22 protein-coding genes are annotated in these 23,847 nt (G+C 61.1%); 14 read left to right on the forward strand and 8 right to left on the reverse strand.

Annotated elements, in window-relative coordinates; translation table 11 throughout:
* From QZ377_RS04780 to QZ377_RS04790, 3 genes are all read right to left on the reverse strand, one after another.
* Positions 1-892: ATP-grasp domain-containing protein (locus QZ377_RS04780; RefSeq protein WP_291440019.1), on the reverse strand; the 892-nt coding region annotated here is incomplete at its 3' end.
* On the reverse strand, positions 889-2,238 hold the full coding sequence (locus QZ377_RS04785; protein ID WP_291440021.1) for a homoserine dehydrogenase: 1,350 nt from the start codon (positions 2,236-2,238) through the stop codon (positions 889-891). The genes QZ377_RS04780 and QZ377_RS04785, both read right to left, overlap by 4 nt.
* Before the next feature lie 154 nt (positions 2,239-2,392).
* Positions 2,393-3,574, reverse strand: coding sequence for an aminotransferase class I/II-fold pyridoxal phosphate-dependent enzyme (locus tag QZ377_RS04790; RefSeq protein WP_291440023.1), 1,182 nt, complete (start codon positions 3,572-3,574; stop codon positions 2,393-2,395).
* A gap of 361 nt (positions 3,575-3,935) precedes the next feature.
* On the opposite strand from QZ377_RS04790, the gene mtnA reads away from it, so the two are divergent.
* The 5 genes from mtnA to QZ377_RS04815 all read left to right on the forward strand — a co-directional run bounded on the left by mtnA (position 3,936) and on the right by QZ377_RS04815 (position 9,605).
* Entirely contained in the window at positions 3,936-5,072 is a 1,137-nt protein-coding gene (gene mtnA / locus QZ377_RS04795; RefSeq protein ID WP_291440025.1) for an S-methyl-5-thioribose-1-phosphate isomerase, read from the forward strand.
* Complete coding sequence (locus QZ377_RS04800) at positions 5,069-7,132, forward strand: TIGR04326 family surface carbohydrate biosynthesis protein (RefSeq protein ID WP_291440027.1); 2,064 nt, start codon at positions 5,069-5,071, stop codon at positions 7,130-7,132. The genes mtnA and QZ377_RS04800 overlap by 4 nt, the downstream gene beginning before the upstream one ends.
* A gap of 1 nt (position 7,133) precedes the next feature.
* Complete coding sequence (locus QZ377_RS04805) at positions 7,134-7,559, forward strand: C-GCAxxG-C-C family protein (RefSeq protein WP_015939310.1); 426 nt, start codon at positions 7,134-7,136, stop codon at positions 7,557-7,559.
* Between the two features lie 328 nt (positions 7,560-7,887).
* A complete protein-coding gene (locus QZ377_RS04810) occupies positions 7,888-9,309 on the forward strand; it encodes an L-serine ammonia-lyase (protein WP_291440035.1) in 1,422 nt (473 codons plus the stop codon).
* The gene (locus QZ377_RS04815) at positions 9,306-9,605 is read left to right on the forward strand and encodes a putative quinol monooxygenase (protein WP_291440037.1); all 300 of its coding nucleotides are present in this window, start codon (positions 9,306-9,308) and stop codon (positions 9,603-9,605) included. Before QZ377_RS04810 ends, QZ377_RS04815 begins: the two co-directional genes overlap by 4 nt.
* A 193-nt stretch (positions 9,606-9,798) precedes the next feature.
* On the opposite strand, the gene serS is transcribed toward QZ377_RS04815, so the two are convergent.
* The gene (serS, locus tag QZ377_RS04820; protein ID WP_291440039.1) at positions 9,799-11,076 is read right to left on the reverse strand and encodes a serine--tRNA ligase; all 1,278 of its coding nucleotides are present in this window, start codon (positions 11,074-11,076) and stop codon (positions 9,799-9,801) included.
* A gap of 366 nt (positions 11,077-11,442) precedes the next feature.
* Here serS and lptE point away from each other — a divergent pair, with 366 nt between their 5' ends.
* The 3 genes from lptE to QZ377_RS04835 are packed head-to-tail and all read left to right on the forward strand — an operon-like array spanning position 11,443 to position 14,123.
* Positions 11,443-12,030 (forward strand): LPS assembly lipoprotein LptE, encoded by a 588-nt coding sequence (lptE, locus tag QZ377_RS04825; protein ID WP_291440041.1) that lies wholly within the window; start codon positions 11,443-11,445, stop codon positions 12,028-12,030.
* A gap of 40 nt (positions 12,031-12,070) precedes the next feature.
* Positions 12,071-13,774 carry a hypothetical protein gene (locus tag QZ377_RS04830; protein ID WP_291440044.1) on the forward strand — a complete coding sequence of 568 codons (1,704 nt, stop codon included), beginning with the start codon at positions 12,071-12,073 and terminating at the stop codon, positions 13,772-13,774.
* A 4-nt stretch (positions 13,775-13,778) separates the two neighbouring features.
* Complete coding sequence (locus QZ377_RS04835; protein ID WP_291440046.1) at positions 13,779-14,123, forward strand: hypothetical protein; 345 nt, start codon at positions 13,779-13,781, stop codon at positions 14,121-14,123.
* A gap of 6 nt (positions 14,124-14,129) precedes the next feature.
* Here QZ377_RS04835 and QZ377_RS04840 read toward each other — a convergent pair whose 3' ends face one another.
* Positions 14,130-14,939 carry a TlyA family RNA methyltransferase gene (locus QZ377_RS04840; protein ID WP_291440122.1) on the reverse strand — a complete coding sequence of 270 codons (810 nt, stop codon included), beginning with the start codon at positions 14,937-14,939 and terminating at the stop codon, positions 14,130-14,132.
* Between the two features lie 393 nt (positions 14,940-15,332).
* Between QZ377_RS04840 and rpmE the strand changes: the two genes are divergently transcribed.
* From rpmE to prfA, 3 genes are all read left to right on the forward strand, one after another.
* On the forward strand, positions 15,333-15,545 hold the full coding sequence (gene rpmE, locus QZ377_RS04845; RefSeq protein WP_291440048.1) for a 50S ribosomal protein L31: 213 nt from the start codon (positions 15,333-15,335) through the stop codon (positions 15,543-15,545).
* Between the two features lie 88 nt (positions 15,546-15,633).
* Positions 15,634-16,602, forward strand: a complete 969-nt coding sequence (locus QZ377_RS04850) for a DUF1385 domain-containing protein (RefSeq protein ID WP_365854252.1) — start codon at positions 15,634-15,636, stop codon at positions 16,600-16,602.
* 201 nt (positions 16,603-16,803) lie between these two features.
* Complete coding sequence (prfA, locus tag QZ377_RS04855) at positions 16,804-17,871, forward strand: peptide chain release factor 1 (protein ID WP_291440050.1); 1,068 nt, start codon at positions 16,804-16,806, stop codon at positions 17,869-17,871.
* A gap of 468 nt (positions 17,872-18,339) precedes the next feature.
* Here prfA and QZ377_RS04860 read toward each other — a convergent pair whose 3' ends face one another.
* Genes QZ377_RS04860 through QZ377_RS04870 form a run of 3 tightly spaced genes read right to left on the reverse strand, consistent with a single transcriptional unit; the run spans position 18,340 to position 20,335 of the window.
* Positions 18,340-19,056 (reverse strand): septal ring lytic transglycosylase RlpA family protein, encoded by a 717-nt coding sequence (locus tag QZ377_RS04860; protein WP_291440051.1) that lies wholly within the window; start codon positions 19,054-19,056, stop codon positions 18,340-18,342.
* The gene (locus QZ377_RS04865; protein ID WP_291440052.1) at positions 19,053-20,069 is read right to left on the reverse strand and encodes a hypothetical protein; all 1,017 of its coding nucleotides are present in this window, start codon (positions 20,067-20,069) and stop codon (positions 19,053-19,055) included. Before QZ377_RS04865 ends, QZ377_RS04860 begins: the two co-directional genes overlap by 4 nt.
* Complete coding sequence (locus tag QZ377_RS04870) at positions 20,066-20,335, reverse strand: hypothetical protein (RefSeq protein ID WP_291440054.1); 270 nt, start codon at positions 20,333-20,335, stop codon at positions 20,066-20,068. Before QZ377_RS04870 ends, QZ377_RS04865 begins: the two co-directional genes overlap by 4 nt.
* Positions 20,336-20,892: 557 nt before the next feature.
* Here QZ377_RS04870 and dsrA point away from each other — a divergent pair.
* The 3 genes from dsrA to QZ377_RS04885 are packed head-to-tail and all read left to right on the forward strand — an operon-like array spanning position 20,893 to position 23,663.
* Positions 20,893-22,206 (forward strand): dissimilatory-type sulfite reductase subunit alpha, encoded by a 1,314-nt coding sequence (gene dsrA, locus QZ377_RS04875; RefSeq protein ID WP_291440056.1) that lies wholly within the window; start codon positions 20,893-20,895, stop codon positions 22,204-22,206.
* A gap of 18 nt (positions 22,207-22,224) precedes the next feature.
* The gene (gene dsrB, locus QZ377_RS04880) at positions 22,225-23,370 is read left to right on the forward strand and encodes a dissimilatory-type sulfite reductase subunit beta (RefSeq protein ID WP_291440058.1); all 1,146 of its coding nucleotides are present in this window, start codon (positions 22,225-22,227) and stop codon (positions 23,368-23,370) included.
* Between the two features lie 56 nt (positions 23,371-23,426).
* A complete protein-coding gene (locus tag QZ377_RS04885; RefSeq protein ID WP_015939294.1) occupies positions 23,427-23,663 on the forward strand; it encodes a dissimilatory sulfite reductase D family protein in 237 nt (78 codons plus the stop codon).
* The last annotated feature ends 184 nt before the right edge of the window (positions 23,664-23,847 follow it).

Genomic DNA, 23,847 nt, shown 5'->3' on the forward strand with positions numbered 1-23,847 from the left:
CCCAGGAAAAAAGGCTCACGTCTGTGCTGCACCAGCCGGCAAAGCGCAGCGGATTGAACTCTATGGGCAGGATGCGCCCGGCGTCGCTGCGGCGCAGCTCCACATGCGCTGGAAAGTTGCGCAGGCCCAGGATGGCGTTGACCCTGTTGAACCAGCCTTCAAATTCTTCCAGGCGGTCGCGGATGATGTCCGCGCTGGTGTAGTACAGGCGGTCGCTCACATCATCGGCGCTGACGAACTCGTGGCGCAGGATATTGCAGATGACGGCGCGGCCGTTTTCGTCAAAATACACGTCAACGGCAAATTCGTCGCCCTCGATGTATTCTTCCAGCAGCCAGTCGCCGCCGTCAACCACAGACAGCGGGTACTGCTCGGACCAGCGGGAGGACTCTTCGGCAATGGCTGTTTTTGCGGCCTGCCAGTCGTCCGCATTGTTGATGCGGTAAACGCCGAGGCTGAAAAAGCCCACAGAGGGTTTGAGTATGCAGGGAGTGCGCAGTTCGTCGAAGGGCAGGGCCTGCATCTGCGCGAAATCAAGGCGGCGGTAATAATAGTCCTGATCCAGGGGGCGGAGCAGCTCGCGGGTAAGGGCCTTGTTTTTGAGCTTTTCAATGGCGCGGGCCAAAGGCGGCGCGCAGTGGTCCGTTACCCAGGCAAGGGAGTTTTCAGAGCAGGTATACAGACGGGGAGGGGAGGCGTCTTCGCTGTCTTGCCCCTCGCACAGCAGGGCGGCAAAACGGTCTTCAGACACGATGTTCAGAGCAGGGCCGCCCTGGGCTTCAAGCTCGGCCGCGCAGGCGCGGGCCATGTCGTTATCCAGCACAGGTTCCTGCCGGTTGGCGGCATAGGCCGCCAGTTCCGGCGAAACATACGGTTGATCGAGAATTATCATTCACCACCCAGCACGCGGAAGTACACCGCGGGTTCTTTGAGCAGCCCGGCGTCAAGAGTGCGCTGCAGGGCGTCGCTCATGGCCTGGGCTGTGGTTTCGTGAGTCATGAAAACAAGGGGCACGCCCTGGCCCTCGTCAGATTTCTGGATGACCTGGGCCATGCTGATGCCTTCTGCGGCCATGCAGCCCGAAAGATCGCGCAGCACACCCGGCGCATCCTGCACCATAACGCGCACGTAGTAGCACGAGCGCCATTCTTCGGGCGGCACAATGGCGGCCTTGGGCAGTTCCTTGCCTACAAAGCCCGTATTGTTGGGGCGTTCATCGCGGGCTACGGCCAGCAGGTCGGCCAGCACGGCCCCCGCGGTGGGCAGGTCACCCGCGCCGCGCCCGTGAAAAAAGAGCGGTCCCGAGGCGTTGGCATCCACCCGCACGGCATTGTAGGCGCCGCCCACGCGGGCCAGCAGGTACTTGTGGTACACAAGGGCCGGAAAAACACCGGCTTCAAGGCGCACCGGGCCTTCGCCACAGTCATTGCCCCCGATCTTTTCTTCGGGGCAGGGAACCTGCCGCACCTGACCGATGAGCTTTATGCGGTAGCCGAATTCACGGGCAAGGCGGATGTCCAGAGCCGAAAGGCCGCGAATGCCGCGCACAGAAAGAGCTGTATAGGGATAATTGGCCCCGAAGGCAAGGCGGATAAGCAAAATCAGCTTGTGGGCCGCATCATGCCCGTCAATGTCCAGGGTGGGGTCGGCCTCGGCGTAACCCAGTTGCTGTGCCTGCTTGAGGGCAACGTCAAAATCCAGCCCGTTGGAGGTCATTTCGGACAGGATGTAGTTGCTCGTGCCGTTCAGAATGCCCATGAGAGACTGAATGCGGTTGCCCGTGAGGCTTTCCTTGAGGGCTTCCACAATGGGTACGGCTCCGGCCACGCTGGCTTCGTAACGCAGGATGCGTTTTTTGCGGTCGGCTTTCTGAAAGAGGGAAAGCCCTTCTTCGGCCAGCAGTGCCTTGTTGGCCGTAACGATGTGCTTGCCCTGGTCCAGGGCGCGGTCGATGAGGTCACGGGCATGGTCAATGCCGCCCATAAGCTCTACCAGCACGTCGATTTGCGGATCGTCCGTAAGATCGCGCGGATTGGTGGTCAGTTCGGCCCCTTCGGGCAGGGGAACGCTGCGCGCCTTTTTGGCGTTGCGCACGAGTACCTTTCTGATCAGGATATCCCGACCCGAGCGGCGGCGGATGAGGTCCGCGTTTTCTTCAAGCAGGCGCACGAGGCCGCCGCCCACTGTGCCGAATCCGGCCAGACCCACTACAAGTGGCTTGTCGCTGTTCTTGGTCATGATGTCTCCTGAAGTGCCCGGTCGCCATGCCGTAACTGATGAGGCACCTTTTTGCCGAAGTCCGGGCGCGCGGCCCGGACTTCGTGTTTTATTTTTTACCCGGCGGCTATGCGCCGCCGGGTTTTTTCAGTTTTCATGAGGCCCGGCCGCAGCCCTAGTCGGACGTGCCAGACAGCAGCTTGCGCATGCCGCTTATGGCCTGCCGTGTGCGGTGTTCGTTTTCGATAAGGGCAAAACGTACAAACTCATCCCCGTAAGAGCCGAAGCCCAGCCCCGGAGAAACCGCCACATGGGCCTCTGTGAGCAGCATTTTGGAAAACTCCACCGAGCCCATCTTGCGGAAGGCCTCGGGTATGCGCGCCCATACGAACATGGTGGCCTTGGGCGAGGGAACCTCCCAACCTATGCGGTTCAGGCCGTCAATGAGGCGGTCGCGCCGCTCCTTGTAGATGTTGCAGATATTGTGCACACAGTCTTCAGAGCTGTTGAGCGCCACGGTAGCAGCGATCTGCACGGGCTGGAAGATGCCGTAATCAAGATAGCTCTTGATGCGCCCAAGAGCGTGGATAAGCTGCTTGTTGCCCAGGCAGAAGCCCACGCGCCAGCCGGGCATGGAGTAGCTTTTGGACAGGGTGTAAAACTCCACGCCCACGTCCTTGGCGCCCTTGGCCTGAAGAAAGCTCGGCGCCTTGTAGCCGTCAAACACAAGGTCCGCATAGGCCAGGTCATGGATGACCCAGATGTTGTTGGCCTTGGCAAAGTCGACAATCCTTTCAAAAAAGGCCAGGTCCGTCACTTCGGTGGTGGGGTTGTGCGGGTAACAGAGGAAAAGCAGCTTGGGCTTGGGCCAGGCATGGCGCATGGCGGCCTCAAGGTCTTCAAAAAAATCGCGACCGGAGCCGATAGGCACGCTGCGCACATCCGCGCCTGCAATGACGGGCGCGTATTTGTGAATGGGATAGGTGGGGTCCGGCGCAAGTACCACATCACCCGGCTCAAGCATGGCCAGAGAAAGGTGGGCCAGCCCTTCCTTGGAACCCATTGTCACAATGGCTTCGCTGTCCGGGTCAAGCTCCACGTCAAAGTGGCGCTTGTAGCGGTCACAGACGGCCTTGCGCAGGTTGGGAATGCCGCGGGACAGGGAGTAGCGGTGGTTGATGGGTTTGGCTGCGGCCTCGGCGAGCTTTTCCACAATGGGTGCGGGCGTGGGAATGTCCGGGTTGCCCATGCTGAAGTCCACGATGTCGATATTCTGCCGGCGAAGTTGCATCTTGAGGTCCCCCACTACGGCGAAAACGTAGGGAGGCAGACGGCGAATGCGTGAAAACTCTTCCATTGTCCTGCTCCGGAGCATGATGATTGTCGCGCCAAAGGCAAAAGCGCCCTTGCGCTGGCGCGGCGGTCTGCGGTGCTATCTGGCCGCGCATACTGAAAAGTCGCGCGCTGCCGCGCTTGGGCGCGGGCGCGGCGAACACCTGCGGGTGCGGCCTCTTCAGTGTGATGCAGCATAGCCAGCAGAAAGCCTGTTTGTAAAGCTTCAGGGCGCTGTAAAAAGCAATTAAACTCTTCTTTTCACATTGTTACATCGCTTTTGGCAGGGGTCGCACACGCTGTGCCTGAAGTTCCTCCGCGCCCTATCATCTTTGCTTTCAGGCTATTGTGGTGTATGATCCGGGGGTACGCCACCGGAGGAAAGCATGGACGACCACATACGTTTTGACCACCAGAGTTTTGAACTGCACCTGCTGGACCAGCGGCTTCTGCCCGCACAGGAGGCCGACTTTGTCTGCCGCACGGTGGAAGATGTGGTTTACGCCCTGCAAGCCATGGTGGTGCGCGGCGCGCCCGCCATTGGCGTTACAGCGGCCTGGGGCTGCGTACTGGCGCTCAGGGAGGCCCAGGGGCCGGACTGGGCGGCAAGGTTTGAGCAGGGTATGGAGCGCATCGCCGCGGCCAGGCCCACGGCCGTCAATCTGCGTTGGGCCGTTGAGCGCATGCGCGGCGTGTGGCTTGCGGCGGGCGGCGAGACGGGCGACCCCGCGCCCCTGCTGACGGCTTTTGCCCACGCAGCCCAGACCATGCAGGATGAAGACGTGGCCATATGCAAAACTCTGGGCCGTCACGGCGCTGCCTGTATTGAAGACGGCGACTGCGTGCTCACGCACTGCAATGCCGGGGCGCTGGCAACGGCGGGCTACGGCACTGCCCTTGGCGTCATCCGGGCTGCGGTGGAGGCGGGCAAGAAGATCAGCGTCATCGCCGATGAAACCCGTCCCTTTCTTCAGGGCGCGCGTCTGACTGCCTGGGAGCTTGAACGGGACGGCATCCCCGTGACCGTGGCCTGCGACAATGCCTGCGCCCTGCTCATGAGCCGCGGGCAGGTGCAGTGCGTGGTGGTGGGGGCCGACCGCATCGCCGCCAACGGCGACACGGCAAACAAGATAGGAACCTACGGCGTGGCGCTGCTGGCCAGGCATTTTCACATTCCTTTTTATGTGGCTGCGCCGCTTTCCACCATTGATCCGGCCACACCTGACGGCGCGGGCATTCCCATTGAAGAGCGTCCGGCCCTTGAGGTGACCCATATGGGAGAAACGCGCCTGTGTCCGGAAAACGTCCCTGTGCTCAACTTTGCCTTTGACGTGACGCCTGCGGAATATATAAGCGGCATCATTACAGAAAAAGGCGTGCTTTATCCGCCTTACGGCCTGTCCATATGGGCGGCGCGCAATGATCTGAGCACGGGTCGCAGCGCGGGCATCAGCGCAGGCCCCTTGCGGGACAGTGGCGACGCCCCCGATGCGGAGCCTGGCCGGAGCCAGGAGCGCGCATGAAGGAGCTTATCCTCATAGTCGGGCCGGTTGTTCCCGGTCTGGGTCCATGCCCGGTCAACCCTGAAAGCTTCACGGGCGGCGCCGCACAGACCGTTGTGCAGTGGGAAGGCTGGGAGGCCCCCGAGGGCCATATTCCGCTGGCAGCCCGCCTGCGCAAGGATCTTGAGGTCATACGTGCCGAGCACGCGGCCTGGGCCTATGATCTCGGCCGTCTTGTGGTCGGCGGCAAGGAGGTGCAGGAATACCTGAAGGGCGGGCACGGTCTTTCCATGTGGTGGTGTTCACTGCTGTACGAACGCCACCCCAAGATGACGCCCGGCCTGTACACGGTGTACAAGCTGCGCGCCCTCGAGCGCCTTATGGACGAAGGGGAGTATACCGCCCTGCGCCTTTGCGGTGGCGACGCCACCCTGCGCGAGGTGCTGGCGGCCATGTGCGCCTCTTCGGGCCGCACCTTTATCGAGCAGCACGAAAGCGGGATGGACCTCAAGCCGGCCGTGGGCCTGCTGCGCCGCCTGTATAACGCGGCTCCGGCGCCGCTGCGCGCTCTGGCGCGCTACGCCCACTGGCTGTGGTCAGTACGGCGCAGGCTGCCCGCCGTTCCGGATGCGGGCAAGGGGCTGCCCCCGGTGCAGGGACCGGAAGAGGCGAATGGGCCGGACGGGCCGGTGCAGGCCGCCACCATTGCCACCTATTTTCCCAATGTGGACATGAAAGCCGCCGGAGAAGGGCGCTTTCGTTCCCGCTACTGGGAGAGCCTGCACGACGCCCTTGACATATCCTTTAAAAAAGAGGGCGCGCCGTGGGTGCGCTGGCTTTTTATCCGTTTTCCCGCGCCGCAGTTGAGTCTTGAACAGTGCATCGCCCTGCGTGACCGCTTCCGGCAGGCAAACAGGGACGGCGCGAGCTTTCATTATCTTGAAGAATTTTTGCGCCATCGCGACCTGTGGGCCGCCCTGTGGCGTCATTTGCGTTTGTGCGTCAGCAGTCGCGGGCTGGAGAGGGCCGTTCGCCCGGCCTTTCGCTTTGCCGGGTCCCATGTCAATTTCTGGCCGTATATGGGCGAGTACTGGGCCGAGTCTTTCAGGGGCTGGAGAGGGCTTGAGCGCTGTTTGCAGCAAAGGGCGTTTGATGTGTACGCACAGGCGGCAGGGCCGCAGCGCTGGACGCTTTTTCCCCTTGAGAACTGCCCCTGGGAGCGCATGCTTTCCTATGCGGTGCGCTCCGCCGCGCCCACGCCGGAACCAGCCACACAAAAAACCGCACACGGCGGCGCTGCCGCCCATAGTGGCGGGGCGGCCCCGGGCGCGGTTATCGGCGCGCAGCACTCCACTGTGCGGTCCACGGATTTTCGTTATTTTGACGATCCCCGCACTTTTGACGCCCCCTGCAACGAATTTCAGCCCGACCTCGTGCGCGGCAACGGCGATTCGGCCTGTAGGCAGTGGCTGCAAGCAGGTCTGCCGCCGGAAAAACTGGGAACAGTCGAAGCCCTGCGCTATCTGTATCTTGCGGAAGAAAGAAAACCGCATGAAAGCGGCCGGACCACCGGAGCAGAAGACGCGGCGACGGCACCGGCCGGGCCAAAGCGCCTGCTGGCGGTCACAAGCTTTTTCAGGGATGAAACAGAGGCCCACCTGGTTCTGCTGGCCCGCACCCTGCATGCCGGTCTGCTGGACGGCTGGCAGGTCGTGGTCAAGCCCCACCCCTATCTGCCTGTGGAGGATCGCCTGCGCGCCCTGCTGGGCCGTCGTTTCGACGAGGTGCGCGTGGCCCGGGGAGCCATTGCCGAGGAGCTTGTTCCCGGCGTTGTTGTCTGGTCTTCAAACTCCACAACGGTAGCTCTGGAAGCGGCGCTCAAGGGGCTGCCCGTCATGAGCATGCTGCCCGTGGACGATTTTGATCTTTGTCCCTTGCAGGATGTGGCGTCCCTGCCGCGCACGGGCAATGTAGAGGATGTGGCGCTGGCCCTGGCTGGTGCCGCGCCGTTGCATCTGCCCCCGGACTATCTGGACCTGGACCCGGCGTTGCCGCGCTGGAAAAAGCTGCTCGGAGTGTGACATGAGCATGGGCACACAAGAACGCATTGTTGACCTGGTGCATCGCTGCTATTGGGAAAGAAACGCCAACTGCGCCTACACGACCCTGTACTGTCTGGAGCATCTGACGGGGCAGCCCGTGCATCCCCAACTGTATCAGGCCGTGCGGGGCTGCCACGGAGCCGGGGGCATGGGCGGCCAGTGCGGGCTGGTAGAGGGAGCGCTGCTTTTTCTCGGCCTTTACGGAGAGGTGCTGGGCAAAAACGACGAAGAGGTCGTGGCCCTCTGCGCGCGCTATGCCGCTGTGTTTACCAGACAGTTCGGCAGTCTCGACTGTCGCGACCTGCGCCCCGGCGGCTTCCGCCCCGATGATCCGCCGCACATGTGTGAGCGCTTCACGGTCAGGGCCGTGACCTGCATTCATGACTTTGTTATTACGCTGAAGTAGTCTTTACCGGTGTGGGGCCTGCTGGTGCGGGGGAATGCGCCTGCGAAGGGGATGTATCCCCATAGCCGGCCCCACCTGGCCGCCCGCCGCGCAGGCGGCCAATAAAGAGCAAAGAAAAAGCCCTCGCGCCCGCAGGGCCGCAAAAACATCCTCGCAGGCTGATCCCTTTTCATCCGGTCCATGTGCAACGCACAATGCCCCGCCGCCCAGGCGTTTTCACGCGCCACGCCGTGCCACACGTTGCGTGACGGGGCCTCCTGTGTCACAAGGGAATAGGCGGGGTTGCGCGCCATTGCGCGGCACTGCACATTTTTTCGCGGGGGACGTCATGTTGAGCGTTTTTGATCTGTTCAAAATCGGCATCGGGCCGTCCAGTTCGCATACTGTGGGCCCTATGGTGGCAGGCAAGGCCTTTGCTGGCGAACTGGCGGTATTGGGGCTGCTGCCCCTGACCGGACGTGTAACCGTGGATCTTTTTGGTTCTCTGGCCCTTACGGGCGAAGGGCATGGAACTACCGGAGCCATCCTGGGTGGCCTTGAGGGTGAGGAACCGGCCACGGTGGATACCGCCCATCTGGCGCGGCGCACAGCGGAGCTGAAAAATAATGCGGACCTGAATCTTATTTGCGCACGCCGCATCCCGTTTATCTACGAGCGCGACATGCTTTTGCACAAGGGCCTGTTTCTGCCCCGTCATTCCAACGGCATGAAGCTTGTGGCGTATGGCGCTGACGGCACGGAACTGCACTCGCGCGTATACTATTCCATCGGCGGCGGCTTTATACGCACCGATGCGGACTTTGAAACCGGGCCGGAAGAATACCCCGCGCCGCCATATGTCTATGAAACAGCCGAGGAACTGTTCGCCCATTGCGAGCGGGAAGGCAAGACCGTGGCCCAGATTGTCATGGTCAATGAAAGTTTTTGGCATTCAGAGGCTGAAGTGCGCCGTCGCGCTCAGGCCGTCATGGATGCCATGCGCGATTCGGTGGAGCGCGGTTGTTATACTGACGGTATATTGCCCGGTGGTTACAACGTGCGCCGTCGCGCGCCCAACCTGCTGCGCAAGGTCAGCGCCCTTCAGGCCCAGGGCCGCCGCGATCTGAGCCTGTGGCCCACCCTGTATGCTTTTGCCGTTGCCGAAGAAAATGCCTCCGGCGGGCGGGTGGTCACGGCCCCGACCAACGGGGCGGCCGGTATTGTACCCGCAGTGCTGACCTACTACCAGAACTTCTACCCCCATGCCACGGAAGACGGCGCACTGGACTTTCTGCTTACGGCCGGGGCCATCGGTCTTTTTTACAAGATCAATGCCTCCATCTCCGGGGCTGAGGTGGGTTGCCAGGGTGAAGTGGGCGTGGCCTGTTCTATGGCTGCCGGTGCCTACTGTGCGGTAACAGGCGGCAGCGTAAAGCAGGTGGAAGTGGCGGCCGAGATTGGTATGGAACACAACCTGGGCCTTACCTGCGACCCTGTGGGCGGCCTTGTACAGATACCCTGCATCGAGCGCAACGGGGTCGCTGCGGAACGCGCCGTCAACTGCGCCCAGCTTTCACGGCTGGAAGACGGGCGACAGCGCGTTATTTCCCTGGACGCCATCATTGAGGTCATGTACCGCACGGGCCTTGATTTGCAGTCCCGCTACAAGGAAACCTCGCTGGGCGGCCTGGCTCAGGCTGTGGCCGAGGGGCTGGAACGCAAAAAACAGGGCGGCGCGGGGCCGTCCGGCAAGAAGGAAGCCGTATCATGAATGAAATACATATAGTAGCTGAACTGGAAGTGCTGCCGCAGCACCGTGAAGCCTTCATGCCCGAGCTGCGCGCCCTGGTGGACGGCAGCCGCGGGGAATCCGGCAACCGGGGCTATGAGCTTACCGAGGATATTTCCAATATGTGCCGTTTTTTTGTGCTTGAAACCTGGGCCTCGCAAGAGGCGGTGGACGCGCACAATGTTTCGCCGCACTTTACGGCCTTTGGCGCGTTTGCAGAGGGCAAGCTCCGCCATATGAACGTGACCCTGCTTAAAAAAGTCTTTCAGGCTGAATAGGCTGCTTTTTGCCGGTGACGGTTGCGGCCGTTGCAGGTTCATGTCTTCAGCGGTCGTGCGCCATATGTCATGCAAAGGGGCTTTGCCGTCAGGGCTACCTTATGGGTATGCACCTGGCGTCAAAGCCCCGTTTTTTTATCAATGCAAAGCCGCTACAACAGTTTCAGGGCAGCTTGCCGTATCCTGAAAGGCATTATTGGCGCGGTTCGATGTTTTCCACCCCGTCCATGTAGGGAACCAGCACCTTGGGCAGCACCACACTGCCGTCTTTTTGCTGGCCGTTTTCCAGAATGGCGGCAATGGTGCGCCCAGTGGGCAGGCCGGAGCCGTTGAGCGTGTGGACAAAAGCCGTTTTACCGCCCTTGGGCTTGAAGCGGATATCCGCGCGGCGGGCCTGAAAATCCGTGCAGTTGGAACAGGACGATATCTCACGGTAGGTTTTCTGGGCGGGCAGCCATACTTCCACATCATACGTCTTGGCAGACGAAAAGCCCATGTCGCCGGTGCAAAGGGTGATGACGCGGTGGGGCAGTTCAAGCAGTTCAAGCAGGTTGCAGGCGTGGCCGCGCATAAGCTCAAGCTGATTGAAGCTGTCTTCGGGATGGGCAAAGCGGACCATCTCAACCTTGGTGAACTGGTGCAGGCGAATGATGCCCCGCGTGTCTTTACCCGCGCTGCCCGCTTCGGAGCGGAAACAGGGCGTGGCCGCGCAGTATGCGCGCGGCAGGTCGGACTCTTCAAGCACCTCGCCCGCATGCAGGTTCGTCAGCGGCACTTCCGCAGTGGGGATGAGAAAATAATCCCACTCGGCCAGCTTGAAAAGGTCTTCTTCAAACTTGGGCAACTGGGCCGTGCCGGTCATTGAGGCGCGGTTGACCATATAGGGGGGGCTTACCTCAAGGTAGTCGTTGTGCCGGGTGTGCCTGTCGAGAAAAAAGTTCACCAGGGCGCGTTCAAGGCGCGCGGCCCAGCCCAGGGACACGACAAAACGGCTGCCCGTAAGGCGCGCGGCACGTTCAAAGTCGAGCCCGCCAAGGGCCGTGCCGATGTCGTCATGCGGGCGAGGCTCAAAATCAAACTGCCGAGGTTCGCCCCAGCGGTTTACTTCGACATTGTTGTTTTCGTCAGCGCCCACAGGCACGGTGCTGTCGGGAATATTGGGCATGCTCATGAGCAGGCTTTCCACGTCAGCCTTGACCTGCGTTGTTTCAACGTCCAGTTCCTTGATGCGGTCTGACAGGGCAGACAGTTCGGTAAGCAGCGGCGCAGCGTCCTGGCCGGAGCGCTTGAGCGCGGCCACCTGGGCTGAAGCCTCGTTACGCTTGCTTTTAAGCCCTTCCACTTCCGTAAGCAGGGAGCGGCGGCGACCGTCCAGCTCAAGAAATGCATCTACGCTGATACCCGAATGCCGGTCGGCCAGGGCCTTGGCTAAAACTTCGGGTTGCCTCTGCACCAGTTTAAGATCAATCATGACCGCTCCTGAAAATCTGCGCTGTATCGCGCCGGATTCGCGGTAAAAATTGCGGCACAAGGCTGTAGTGGCATGCGTATGACCCGGCCTGCGGCAGAAAAAATGTGCTCTTTGTACGAAAGCGCGCTCTTGCGCGCCGGGCCGGAACAAAAAAGCGCATTTATCTTCGCTGTATTCACCGCAGGATATTTGCGGGTAAAAGCAGAAGCTTCAAGGGCCGGAAGGTACGAATGCCGGCACAGCACTGGGCCGCCCGCGACAATATTATTCCTTTAGCATGGGGGTACGCCGCCTTGCAAGGCTGGCTTTTTCCGTATATAGCTCACGGGAATACTCTCGAGAATTTCTATAAAACGCGAGGCTGTCATGAAACCTGTGCGCAACGTCTTATATCTTGTTCTGCTGGCCTTTCTGGCTACTGCCTGCGGCCCGGCCAACAATGTGCGGCTGATGCCGCCGCCCTTTATGGAAGGCGGCGTGCTGCCCGGCCCCAAGGCTCCCCGGGTGACGGTGGTGGCTTTTGAGGACAAGCGGCAGGATCAGACCGTGATCGGTTCCCGCCGCGACAACAGCGCCTTTGTCACCAGCGACAGCGTTACCCAGTGGATAAGCAAGGCTCTGGCTGATGAGCTGGCCCGTAACGGCCTGCAGGTTTCCTATGCTGACAGTGTCAATCAGGCGCGGGCGGGCAACCCCGACTACCTCGTGACCGGCGACGTGGATCAGGTCTGGCTCAAGGAAAATTCCGCCACAGACCTTGCCACCAACATGCGCGTGAACTACGCCCTGGCCAACCGGCAGGGGCGCATCTACAGCGAGGCGCTCAATGCTTCGCAGTCGCGCACGGTCATGCCCCTGGGGTCCACGGCCGACAACCTCATGCTGGACACGTTGCGTGAACTCATCAAACCCATGGCGCAAAAGATTGTCCAGGCTATCGAGGCCAAGAAGTAAGCCCTTGCGGGCCTTGAATCTTCTGTTTTTTTGCACAGTCATGATACTGACTGTGCCGGGATTTTGTGTGCTGCCGCCGGCCCTTGTGGCCGGCGGTTTTGTCTTGGCAAGCCCGGTAAAAGCAGAAGCTGCCGCCGTCGTGTCTGCCCATGCCTCTGCACCTGATGCCGCGCCCGCTGCGCCGATCAAGGGCGAAGGAGGCGCCGGAGAATATCCGGTGGAAGGCGGGGTGTTGTCCGCGCCGCTGGTTCTTGTCAGCCCCATTGAGCGCAGCGAAAGCATTGCCCTTCGTCCGCCCCTCAGCCATGCGTCGGGGCTGGCTCTGGCCGGGGGGAACGCCCGTTTGCGGGCTTTGCGGGCCGCCGCAGAGGCGTTGCCCAACCGGCGCGACATCCGCATGGGCGCGGTCAGGGCAGAAGAGCGTCTGGCGCTGGCCGCCCACCTTTACAAAGCCGTGAGCACGCCTAAATCCGAGGGTACGCCGCCTCCTGCCGACAATGGCCTTGCCCGGGCGAGAGTGAGTCTTGAGGCCCGTCCGGCAGCCGCCGCCCGCATGTCACATATTTTGCACAGTTTTGACCTTATGCAGATGCGCCTGCACTTGTTGCGGGAGAGCGCGGCCCTTTTGCAGCTTATGAACAGCCGTCTTTTGCCGGAAACAAGGCAGGGTGAGGCCGATTCAGGCAACCCGGTCAGCACGGCCAGTCCTGCCAACACGGCCAACACGGCCAGTCCAGCCAGTCCAGCCAATCCAGCCAGATCGGCCGGGTCCGGTTTTGGCCGCAGCGTTTTTCGTGCGCCTGTCAGCCTGCCGGATGTGGCCGGCCACGGAGAGCAGCGGGGCAATGCGCGCAAGAATGCCCTGGACGAGCTTTTTTCCGGCCGGGCCGGTACAGGCATGGGCGCGCGCCGTTCGCCGTCGGCCGTTGCCGCGCCCTCCGTGCGGCCTGAAGCTAAAACAAATCCCACGGGCAGCGTTTCTGACGCTGCTTCAGACCCTGCTGCGGGCGTTGTTGCAGGCGCTGCTGCGCCCGAAGCCGCTCCGCTCCCGCAGGCGCCACCGCCCGCCCTGTCGGACGAAGTGTGGGCGCAAAGCCACTGGAGCCTCGCTGCCCGCCGTTTGCAGGTCATGTTTGACGTGCAGGACATGCTGGCGGATGCCGATCCGGATGGCTGGCTCGTGCAGGCCGGGGATCTGCCCCGGTTGGAGCAGGCGGCCCTGCTCGTGCCGGACAGCCCCTCGGTATGGCTTTTGCTGGCCGAAGCGCAGATGCGCCATGATCTGCCCCTGCAAAGCGTGGCCTCCTGTGATGCGGCCCTTGATCTGGATTCCGGGCTGAGTCGCGCGCGTTATATCCGGGCGCTTGGGCATCTGCGCCTGCAACAGATGGCGCTTGCCGAGGCTGATCTGACAGTTTCCCTGGCCCGTCGCTACGGCATCGAGCCGCAAGGTGAAGACCGGGCACGGCGTTTGCGCGCCCGTGGCGCGGTGCGTATGCAGCGGCAGGATACAGCGGGTATGTGTGAAGATTTCAGCGCGGCCTGCGCTCTCGGTGATTGCGAGGGGCTTGCTCTGGCGCGCGCGCAGGGGCAGTGCCTGCCCCCTGCCGTTGTGAAGCTGCGGGAAGCCGCACCATCTGCGGGCGCGGACGGGACGGATTCGCCTGAGGCAGATCAGAAAATGGCGCCCGTACCGCAGAAAACAGGTACGCCGTTGCCCGGCGGCATTGAAAAAAGGAAGTGACAGCGTGAGCCGCGATCCTCTGCTCAAGGTCTATGGGCATATCTACCCTGTGGACCGGGAATTTTATGATGCTCTGGCCCGCGCCTGCGCGGACGCCCTGCCTGACGAAACGGATATTCCGGTTATCGAGATGGACGGGGACATGGCGCGTATATCCTTCGAGGGCGCGTATTTTCCTGTGGACGAAACGCTGGAGGCGCTGGCCCGCGGGCTGCGGCCAGATCACAAGGGCAAGCTCGATGTGCTGGATATGGAAGGCTGGCGCTTGACCCGCCACGTCTTTGACGCGGGGCGCATCAAAAGCAGTAGCGCCTCACTGAACAACGTGCTGGACTATTCCGGACACTAGCACATTTTATTTTATAAAGCCCTGGCCAGGGGTGTTGCCGTCTTCAGCCGCAGTATCGCCACGCTCAAAAAGCGCCATATACTCCTGATTGCCCTTGGGGCCTTTGATGGCAGCGGGCAGTACGCCACGGCAGCTCAAGCCCAGGCTGGCCCGGCTGAATGCAAGTATTTTGTCCACGGCTCTCTGCCGGGCTTCTTCGTCCCGTACCACGCCTTTGACTGTCTCGCCCGGTCCCAGCTCAAACTGCGGCTTGATAAGTGTGGCCACAAGGCCTCCGGGCTTGAGCCATGTCATGCAGGAGGGAAGCACGAGGGTGAGAGATATAAAGGAAACGTCGGCGACCACCATGTCCACCGGTTCGGGGATAAGCCCGGTTTCTGCATGGCGCAGGTTCACGCCTTCAAGATTGATAACGCGGGAGTCGCCCCGCAGCTTTTCGTGCAGTTGGTTGCGCCCCACGTCCACAGCGTAAACGCGGGCTGCGCCCCTTTGCAGCAGGCAGTCCGTAAATCCGCCTGTGGAGGCCCCGGCATCCAGGCACACAAGGCCGGTCACGTCCAGCTTGAACTGGTCGAGAATGGTCAGCAGCTTGTATGCCCCCCGGCTGACGTAGGGTTCCGGTTGCAGCAGGGCAAAGGCCGTGTCTGCCGGGTACGGGTGTCCCGGCTTGGGAACAAGCTGTGGCGGCGCGCCGGGTACACCGGCGGCAAGGGCGACCTTGCCCGCCATGATGAGTCGGCGGGCCTGCTCGCGGCTGTCTGCAAGGCCCTGTTCAAAAACAAGCTGGTCTGCGCGTTGACGTGGATTTTTTGCCATGCGGGCTATATAGCGCCGAAGGCGGCGGCTGGCAATGCGCCATGCGGTACGCGCTACGCGGGTAGAGTGGAGGCCGGGCTTGCTGCCCGGGGCGGGGCGTGACGGAATGTTCCGCAGCAGGCGGGTGTTTTTTACGGACATGCGGCCGCTGCAATGGCCGTGCAGGGCATGTGCGCTGTGCCTTTCTGGCAGGGCAGGGGCGCGTGCTGGCCGGGCTGCGGTTGCGCCGCTTCCGGCGGCACGGCTTTTCCTTTGCGCTTTCCCCTTGCCAAAGGTTTAAAGAAGCGCTATATAGCTTGCCCTTGTGCGATATGTTTTCGCGCCAGAGGAAAAACGCGCGGGCGTCTGGCGGTGATTCAGCCGGATTATGCCGCGTTCCATGAGGTAGCTGTCATGAAAAAAGATATCCATCCCAAAGTGTTCAACGCCACCATCACCTGCGCCTGCGGGAACGAAGAAAACGTGCTCTCCACCAAGGGTGAGCAGGTGGCCGTGGAAGTTTGCTCCGCTTGCCATCCGTTCTTCACCGGCAAGCAGCGCTTCCTTGATACGGCTGGCCGCATTGACCGCTTCCGTAAAAAGTACGCCAAGTTTGAGCAGAAGTAATCGCGGGCGGCAGACCATGCCGCACATGAGCGACGCACGGCAGGGAGCGCCACGCACGGCCACAGGGGAACAGCCCCGGTGGGCCACGATGGCGCTTTGTGCTTTGACGTCGGCTTGCCCCACTGTTGGCGGGCAGGCCGTCATGGAAGGCGTGATGATGCGCAACGGTGACGCCTATGGCCTTGCCGTGCGCCAGGCGGACGGGAGCATTCTCGCCCGTCGTCTGCCGTGGTTTTCCCTGCTGCGTCGCCCCTGGCTCAAAAGGCCCTTTCTGCGCGGGTTTCCCATTCTGCTTGAAACACTGGTCAACGGTATCAAGGCGCTTAACCGCTCTGTGGAAGCCGTAGCCCAGGGGCAGGAAGAGGAGATTTCCGGCTGGCATCTGGTGCTGACGCTGGCGGCGGCCCTGCTTATGGCCATCGGGCTTTTTGTGGTTGTGCCGCACCTGATGTCCCTGCTTATGCTGTGGCTGCATCTGGGCGGCGATGTGGAAGGCCTGAGCTTTCACCTGTGGGACGGCTTTTTCAAGTGCTGCATCTTTATGGGCTATATCAAGGCCATCTCGTATGTGCCTGATATCCGCCGGGTCTTTCAGTATCACGGGGCCGAACACAAAACCATACACGCCTTCGAATCCGGGGGTGAGGTTGACGCGGCACACGCTGCCCGCATGAGCCGTTTGCACCCGCGTTGCGGCACAACATTTCTGCTTTTCGTCATCTGCATTTCCATTGTGCTGCATGCGGTGCTCGTACCCATGCTGCTGGCCCTGTATACGCCGCAGAGCGCCGTGGCCAAGCACGCATTGACCATATTTTTCAAATTGCTGCTTATGGCGCCCATCAGCGCCCTGGCATACGAGCTTATCCGCTATGCCGCGCGCCTGCCTGAAGGACCGCTGGCCCACGTGCTGCGCGCGCCGGGTCTGGCCCTGCAAAAACTGACCACATACGAGCCGGACGAGAGCCAGCTTGAGGTGGCGGTGGTGGCCTTGCGCGAGGCACTGGGGCCTGATGCCGGAGAACGGGTACGGCCTGTACCCTACACCAGGCAATAGGCATGGCCGCCGCAATGCGGCGTGCCGGGCGGCTGCTTGCGACAGGCCGCCGTATGGCCGCCGTCCGTGCAGGCCACGATACCGGCCCCGCGCCGGACTATATTGAAAATATGACATTCTCGCGAAAGCGTCCTGCCTGTGAGGTTGGGGCGGTTCGCCGCCGCATGAGTTGTTTTTGTCCACTGCCAGTCGGAGACGTTTATGTTCGCCAAATTGGAAGGCCTGGAAAAGAAATATCTGGAGCTTGAAGAGGCCCTTGCCCAACCTGATGTCTTTAGTGATCAGGATCAGTATCGCAAGCTGACCAAAGCCCACGCCGATCTGAGCGACGTGGTGGAGCTTTTTCGCCGCCACCGCGCGGTGAGCGAAGAACTGGCCGAAAACAAGCTGATGCTGCACGATGAAGACCCCGAAATCCGCGCCATGGCGCAGGAAGAAATACATCGGGGCGAGGGCGAACTGCCCAAGCTTGAGCATGAGCTTAAGGTCATGCTGCTGCCAAGCGATCCTCTGGACGAAAAAAATACCATTCTTGAAATCCGTGCGGGTACGGGCGGTGAAGAGGCTGCCCTGTTTGCGGCGGATCTTTTCCGCATGTATACGCGCTATGCAGAGCTTAAAAACTGGAAGGTGGAGATCATGAGTGAATCTCCTTCCGAAAACGGTGGCTACAAGGAAATCATCTGCCTTATCGCCGGCGACCGCGTGTACAGCCACCTCAAGTTCGAGGCGGGAACCCACCGCGTGCAGCGCGTACCCGCTACCGAGGCACAAGGCCGTATTCATACCTCGGCCGCCACTGTGGCCGTTATGCCCGAAGCTGAAGAAGTGGACGTTGAAATCCGCCCTGACGATCTGCGCATAGATATTTACCGGGCCTCGGGCGCGGGCGGCCAGCACGTCAACAAAACGGAATCGGCCGTGCGCATCACCCACCTGCCCACCAATACCGTGGTCACCTGTCAGGATGAGCGCTCGCAGCATAAAAACAAGGCCCGCGCCATGAAGGTGCTTGCCTCGCGTATTCTGGCTGCCGAACGCGAGCGCCAGAATTCGGAGCTTTCTGCGGACCGCAAGGCGCAGGTAGGCTCCGGCGACCGCTCGGAGCGCATCCGTACCTATAACTTCCCGCAAGGCCGCTGCACGGACCATCGCATCAATCTGACACTGTATTCTCTGGACAGGATTATGGAAGGTGAACTGGAGCCGCTGGTGGAGGCTCTGGGTACTGCCGCCCAGGCCGAAGCCCTCAAGGCCCAGGCTTCTTAATAGTCATCCGGAATATTTCTCCCTGTCCGGCATGGGGGAACCCGGCGCGTCCGCTCCGGGCCAGACGCTGTTTGCCGCAAAAAAGCCCTCGCAAGTATTGTATGCTTGCGAGGGCTTTTTTGCGGCAACCCAGAAAGGTGGCTCACGCCAGAACCGTTAGCCGTTGAAATGCTTTCATCATCTTTACTTGGCTGTCAGCGCGGCGGGGCCTGCCAGGGGGGGGCGCCCTCCGCGTGCCGCTCCGTGCTTCGCCCCGGAATCCCCAGTATTTTCACTTCCATGCAGCCACGTTGGGCGCCTGGGTCGTGAGGGGCGCGTGGCAGGCCTGCGGGTCTTCCCCGGCGCAGCGTAACGTCATCAGCGGGATCGGCCGGGGAGGGGGCTGGACAATGGACAGAAAATACGGTGTCAGCTCGTGTGGCGCAGGCGCTTCGGCTTGGGCGAGGGCGGTTTTAACCGTTGGCTGCTCTAGTCGCCCACAACAAATGAGCCGGGATAGAGAATACTGAAAATTTCAAGCTGCTTTTGCGCACCGAAAGAATCCGGCCACGGCCCTGCCTGTACGTTCCACATATTGTTGCTGCCGTAGCGCATCCGGCTCTTGTGGCCTGCCTTGGCAAGGGTCTGGGTCAGGCGGGCGGCATTGCCCTTGTTGGCGAAAGCACCCACCTGCACATAATAGGCCCCTGTAAAATCGCCGTCGTCGCGCATCTGCGGCACGCCGCCCAGGCTCTGGATACGCACTCGCCCCGTACCCGGCCCCACAATATTGAGGCGCGTTGCCGCGGCGCGCGAGAGGTCGATAACGCGGTCGCCCACAAAGGGGCCACGGTCATTGATGCGTACAATGATGCTACGCCCGTTGCCCAGGTGGGTCACGCGCACCTTTGTACCCAGGGGCAGGAGCTTGTGGGCGGCTGTCATTGCGTACTGATTGTACCGTTCGCCGTTGGCCGTTTTTTTGCCGTGAAAGCCCGGACCGTACCACGAGGCCACGCCTACCTCCACAAAGCCGTGGGCGGATTTGAGCGGATAATAGGTCTTGCCGCGCACGGTATAGGGCTTGGTTCCGGTAACGCCGCCCTTGCGCCACGAGCCGCCCCCGCGTGAGCCGCAGCCGGAAAAGAGCAGAACGCAGAGAGCAAGGATGAGGCAGGTCCGCAGGGTGCGGAGGGCCGGTGTCATACTTTGGTAGTCTCCACAGGGGCGAGGTAGGGCAGGCAGGGGAACTCGGCGCTTTTGCCGCAACTGGCGCAGATGCCGGAGGCGCCCTCGTTGAGCAGGCGGCACAGCATGTCCTGCCCCGGGCCGCGCAGCAGGCCCCGCCCGCGTGCGCCTTCAAGCAGGGCAATGGCCGGTTCACGGCGTCCTGCTTCAAGAAAGTCACGAGCGGCCAGCAGGTAAAGATTTTCATGGCCCGGGCCGTACAGGGCGTCCAGAAGGAGCTCGTAGCTCGCACCAAAGGCCTGCGCGGCCATCTGCTCTTCGCTGGCAAGCCAGCGGGCCAGGTGGGTATTGTGCTTTTCGATCACGAGGTACTGGGCGAGCAGCCGCAGGCCGTGGGAAAGCACGTGGCTTATGCGTGAAAGCTCGCGTGAAGAGCTTTCCGCAGTCTGCCCGCCAAGACCGCGCAAAGGATTGTACATTTCGGCGGTTACCGCGTCATGCCGTGATATCTGTATGAGCCGGTTGGCGTAGTGCTGGTTCTGAAAGGCGTCTTCTTTCAGCTTGACGCATTCATGAAAGGCATAGCCGATGCACCAGTCAATAAGGGCCTCAAGAGCTTTTATGCCCTCGGTGCCGCCTGGCAGGATGTTCTGGGCGTGGCGGCGCAGGTGTTCAATCTGCTCCGTTTCGGCGCGGGCGGCCTGCGCGCCCTGGCAGGGGCCTGTGTCCGGCGCGGGAGTTCCGCCAGCCGGGCCGGGGTTGGCGGCCACAGGCGCGGGTGTGTCCACAGGGGCAACATCGCCGTTGGACGAGCCGTTGCGGAAAAGCAGGTGGGCAGTGTCTTTCAGCCGCCAGAACACGCCCTTGCGCATGGCTTCGCCCAAAAGGTCACGCAGGGCCGTGTACGACACGGCCCCGTCCAGTTCAAAACGGCGGCGCTGGGCAGAAAGCGTGTGATAGACCGTGCAGTAGTCGCGCACAAGGTCACGCACAAGAAAGTCGCGGTTGGCTAACAGCCAGCGCCCTTTCACGCCTCGTCCTCCTTGAGGAGCGCCCGTGCCACTGCCAGGTCATAAAGCTTGAGGGGGTCAGCTTCGGAGTTGCGTTCCTGCTGGTAAAGCTGGGCGGCATCCTGCACGACACTCATGCTGAGCCAGGGGTGGCGGTCCCATACTTCGGGCATGTCGGAGCGCCAGAGGCGAAACTCCACTTCGCCGTGCTCGCCGCGCCGCACATAGACGCGGGAAAGGCTGTTGCCCGCCTGGGGGTGGTAGTACAAACCGAGTTCGTCTTTCATGATGGGAGGATTCCTTGAAAATAACGCCGGAATGACGGCGGCTGTTCGATAATATGCAGCGCAGTGTACGCTGAAAAGAGAAGATTTGCCAAGGCCGGAAGCACTGTATATGTGAAAAAATGTACATATGGCGAAAAAAAGTTGCACAAATGGCAAAAAAATTGGTATTCATAGGCCATATAAAGACGGGGCACACCGGGGCGATATTTGCGCCTCAGGGCGCAAGGGCTTGCGCTCCGGGCTTTGCGCCCATAATTTGCGCATATAATCCCGCCCAGGTTGTCATTGGCGCAAAATTGCGCTATGTAGTGAGTTGACCGCGTTGCGGCCTAGAGGGGCCGAGGTTTTGACTCGCCCGTCTTACGCGATTCCTTGGGGCGTCCCGTATTTCACGGGGCGGGCGCGTTGCGGCGGGAGGCAATACCCGTCGGCAGGAAACTTTTTTGTTTCCACCCGCGCCCGGTGCGGAGTGCGCTCAGGCGCCAGCCCCGGATCGCCGCACTTGACCGGTACATCACGCGCTGCGTGATACAAACAAACCATGTGGAGGTATGGCAATGGCGAAACATGCAACCCCCCTGTTGGACCAGCTGGAAAGCGGCCCCTGGCCGAGCTTTGTGTCCGACATCAAGCAGGAAGCGGCCTACCGGGCCGAGAATCCCAAGGGTCTTGATTATCAGATCCCCGTGGACTGCCCTGAAGACCTGCTGGGTGTGCTTGAGCTTTCCTACAATGACAAGGAAACCCACTGGAAGCACGGCGGCATCGTGGGCGTGTTCGGTTATGGTGGCGGCGTTATCGGCCGTTACTGCGACCAGCCCGAAATGTTCCCCGGCGTGGCTCACTTCCACACCATGCGTGTGGCCCAGCCCGCTGCCAAGTACTATCACAGCAAATTCCTGCGTGATCTGTGCGACATATGGGACCTGCGCGGCTCCGGCCTGACCAACATGCACGGTTCCACCGGTGACATCGTGCTGCTTGGCACCCAGACCGCCCAGCTTGAAGAAATCTTCCACGAACTGACCCACAAAATGAACGTGGACCTTGGCGGCTCCGGCTCCAACCTGCGTACGCCCGAAGCCTGTCTCGGTCAGTCCCGCTGCGAATATGCCTGCTACAACACGCAGGACATGTGCTACCAGCTGACCATGGACTATCAGGACGAACTGCACCGCCCCGCGTTCCCCTACAAGTTCAAGTTCAAGTTCGACGGCTGCCCCAACGGCTGCGTGTGCGCCATGGCGCGTTCCGACTTCGCCGTGGTCGGCACCTGGAAGGACGACATCAAAATCGACCAGGAAGCCGTGAAGGCTTATGTGGCCGGTGAGTTTGCTCCCAACGCCGGTGCTCACTCCGGTCGCGACTGGGGCAAGTTCGACCTGCAGAAAGAAGTGGTGGACCGCTGCCCCTCCCAGTGCATGAAGTGGGACGGTTCCAAGCTTTCCATCAAGACCGCTGATTGCGTGCGCTGCATGCACTGCATCAACACCATGCCCCGCGCCCTGCACATCGGCGACGAGCGCGGCGCGAGCATCCTCGTGGGCGCCAAGGCTCCCGTGGTTGACGGCGCCCAGATGGGTTCGCTGCTCGTGCCTTTTGTCTCCTGTGAAGCTCCCTACGATGACGTCAAAGAAGTCATCGAAAAGATCTGGGACTGGTGGATGGAAGAAGGCAAAAACCGCGAACGCGTGGGTGAAACCATGAAGCGTCTGTCCTTCCAGAAACTGCTGGAAGTCACCGACACTCCTGCTGCCGCCTACCACGTCAAGGAACCCCGTTCCAACCCGTACATCTTCTTCAAGGAAGAAGAAGTTACCGGTGGCTGGGACCGTGACCTCGTCGCTTACCGCAAACGCCATCAACGCTAGTCAAAGGGGGAGAAGAACATGGCATTTATTTCTTCCGGGTACAATCCCGCAAAACCGATGGAAGGCCGTATCACTGACATCGGCCCCCACAAGTATGACGAATACTTTCCGCCGATCATCAAAAACAACTTCGGCAAGTGGCTCTATCATGAGATTCTTGAGCCCGGCGTGCTGCTGCACGTGGCCGAAAGCGGCGACAAGTGCTACACCGTCCGTGTGGGCGGAACCCGTACCATGTCCATCACGCTGATCCGTGAACTGTGCGACATCGCCGACAAGTACTGCGGCGGCTATCTGCGCTGGACCACCCGTAACAACATTGAGTTTATGGTGGACAGCGAAGAAGGCATGAAGGCCCTGCGCGACGACCTGAGCAGCCGCAAGTTTGACGGCGGTTCGTTCAAGTTCCCCGTGGGCGGCACCGGTGCCGGCATCAGCAACATGGTACACACCCAGGGCTGGGTGCACTGTCACACGCCTGCCACCGACGCCTCCGGCCCGGTCAAGGCTGTGATGGACGTTGTGTTTGAGGACTTCAAGTCCATGCGTCTGCCCGCCCCCGTGCGCATTGCCCTCGCCTGCTGCATCAACATGTGTGGCGCGGTGCACTGCTCCGACATCGGCCTTGTGGGTATCCACCGCAAGCCGCCCATGATCGACCACGAGTGGACTGACCAGCTGTGCGAAATTCCCCTGGCCGTGGCCGCTTGCCCCACTGCCGCCGTTCGTCCCACCAAGGTGGAGCTTGACGGCAAGAAGGTGAACTCCATCGCCATCAAGAACGAACGCTGCATGTACTGCGGTAACTGCTACACCATGTGCCCTGCGCTGCCCATCTCGGACGGCGAAGGCGACGGCATTGCCATCATGGTGGGCGGCAAGGTTTCCAACCGCATCAGCATGCCCAAGTTCTCCAAGGTCGTTGTGGGCTACATCCCCAACGAACCGCCCCGCTGGCCCTCGCTGACCAAAACCGTGAAGCACATCGTTGAAGTGTACGCGGCCAATGCCAACAAGTACGAACGCCTGGGCGACTGGGCTGAGCGCATCGGCTGGGAAACCTTCTTCAAGCTGACCGGTCTTGAGTTCACCCACCACCTTATCGACGACTTCCGTGACCCTGCCTACTATACCTGGCGGCAGAGCACGCAGTTCAAGTTCTAGGACTATCTTGTTTAACCCCGGCGGCGCACCAGCGCCGCCGGGACAGGAGAATCACCATGGCTGACGACAAAGATATTGTTGTTGATTTTCTGAACAGCAAAGCCGCCTCCAAGTCCAAGTTTTACTTCAAGGACTTTACGGACCTGTTCCCCGACAAAGGTCCCCGCGACGTGAAGAAGATCCTCACCAAGCTGGTTAACGAAGAAGTGCTGGAGTTCTGGTCTTCCGGTTCCACCACCATGTATGGCCTGAAGGGTGCCGGCAAGCAGTCCCACGCTGAAGGCGAAGACTAGCGTTTGGCCTTTTTAGCCGCATGCAGCGTCACAACCGGCTCGCTATTGTGGAACCGGCCTGTTCGTTTCCGCAATAAAAAGTCTGTGTATCTTGTTTGCGGCTAAAAATTTCCAAGCGCCGGGTTTGACCCGTTCATGGCCTTCGCGGGGCGCGTCAGCCTTTGCGTGAAAGCCTTATAGAAGA

Origin of the sequence: Desulfovibrio sp. (assembly GCF_019424165.1) — a bacterium.
GTDB lineage: Bacteria > Desulfobacterota > Desulfovibrionia > Desulfovibrionales > Desulfovibrionaceae > Desulfovibrio.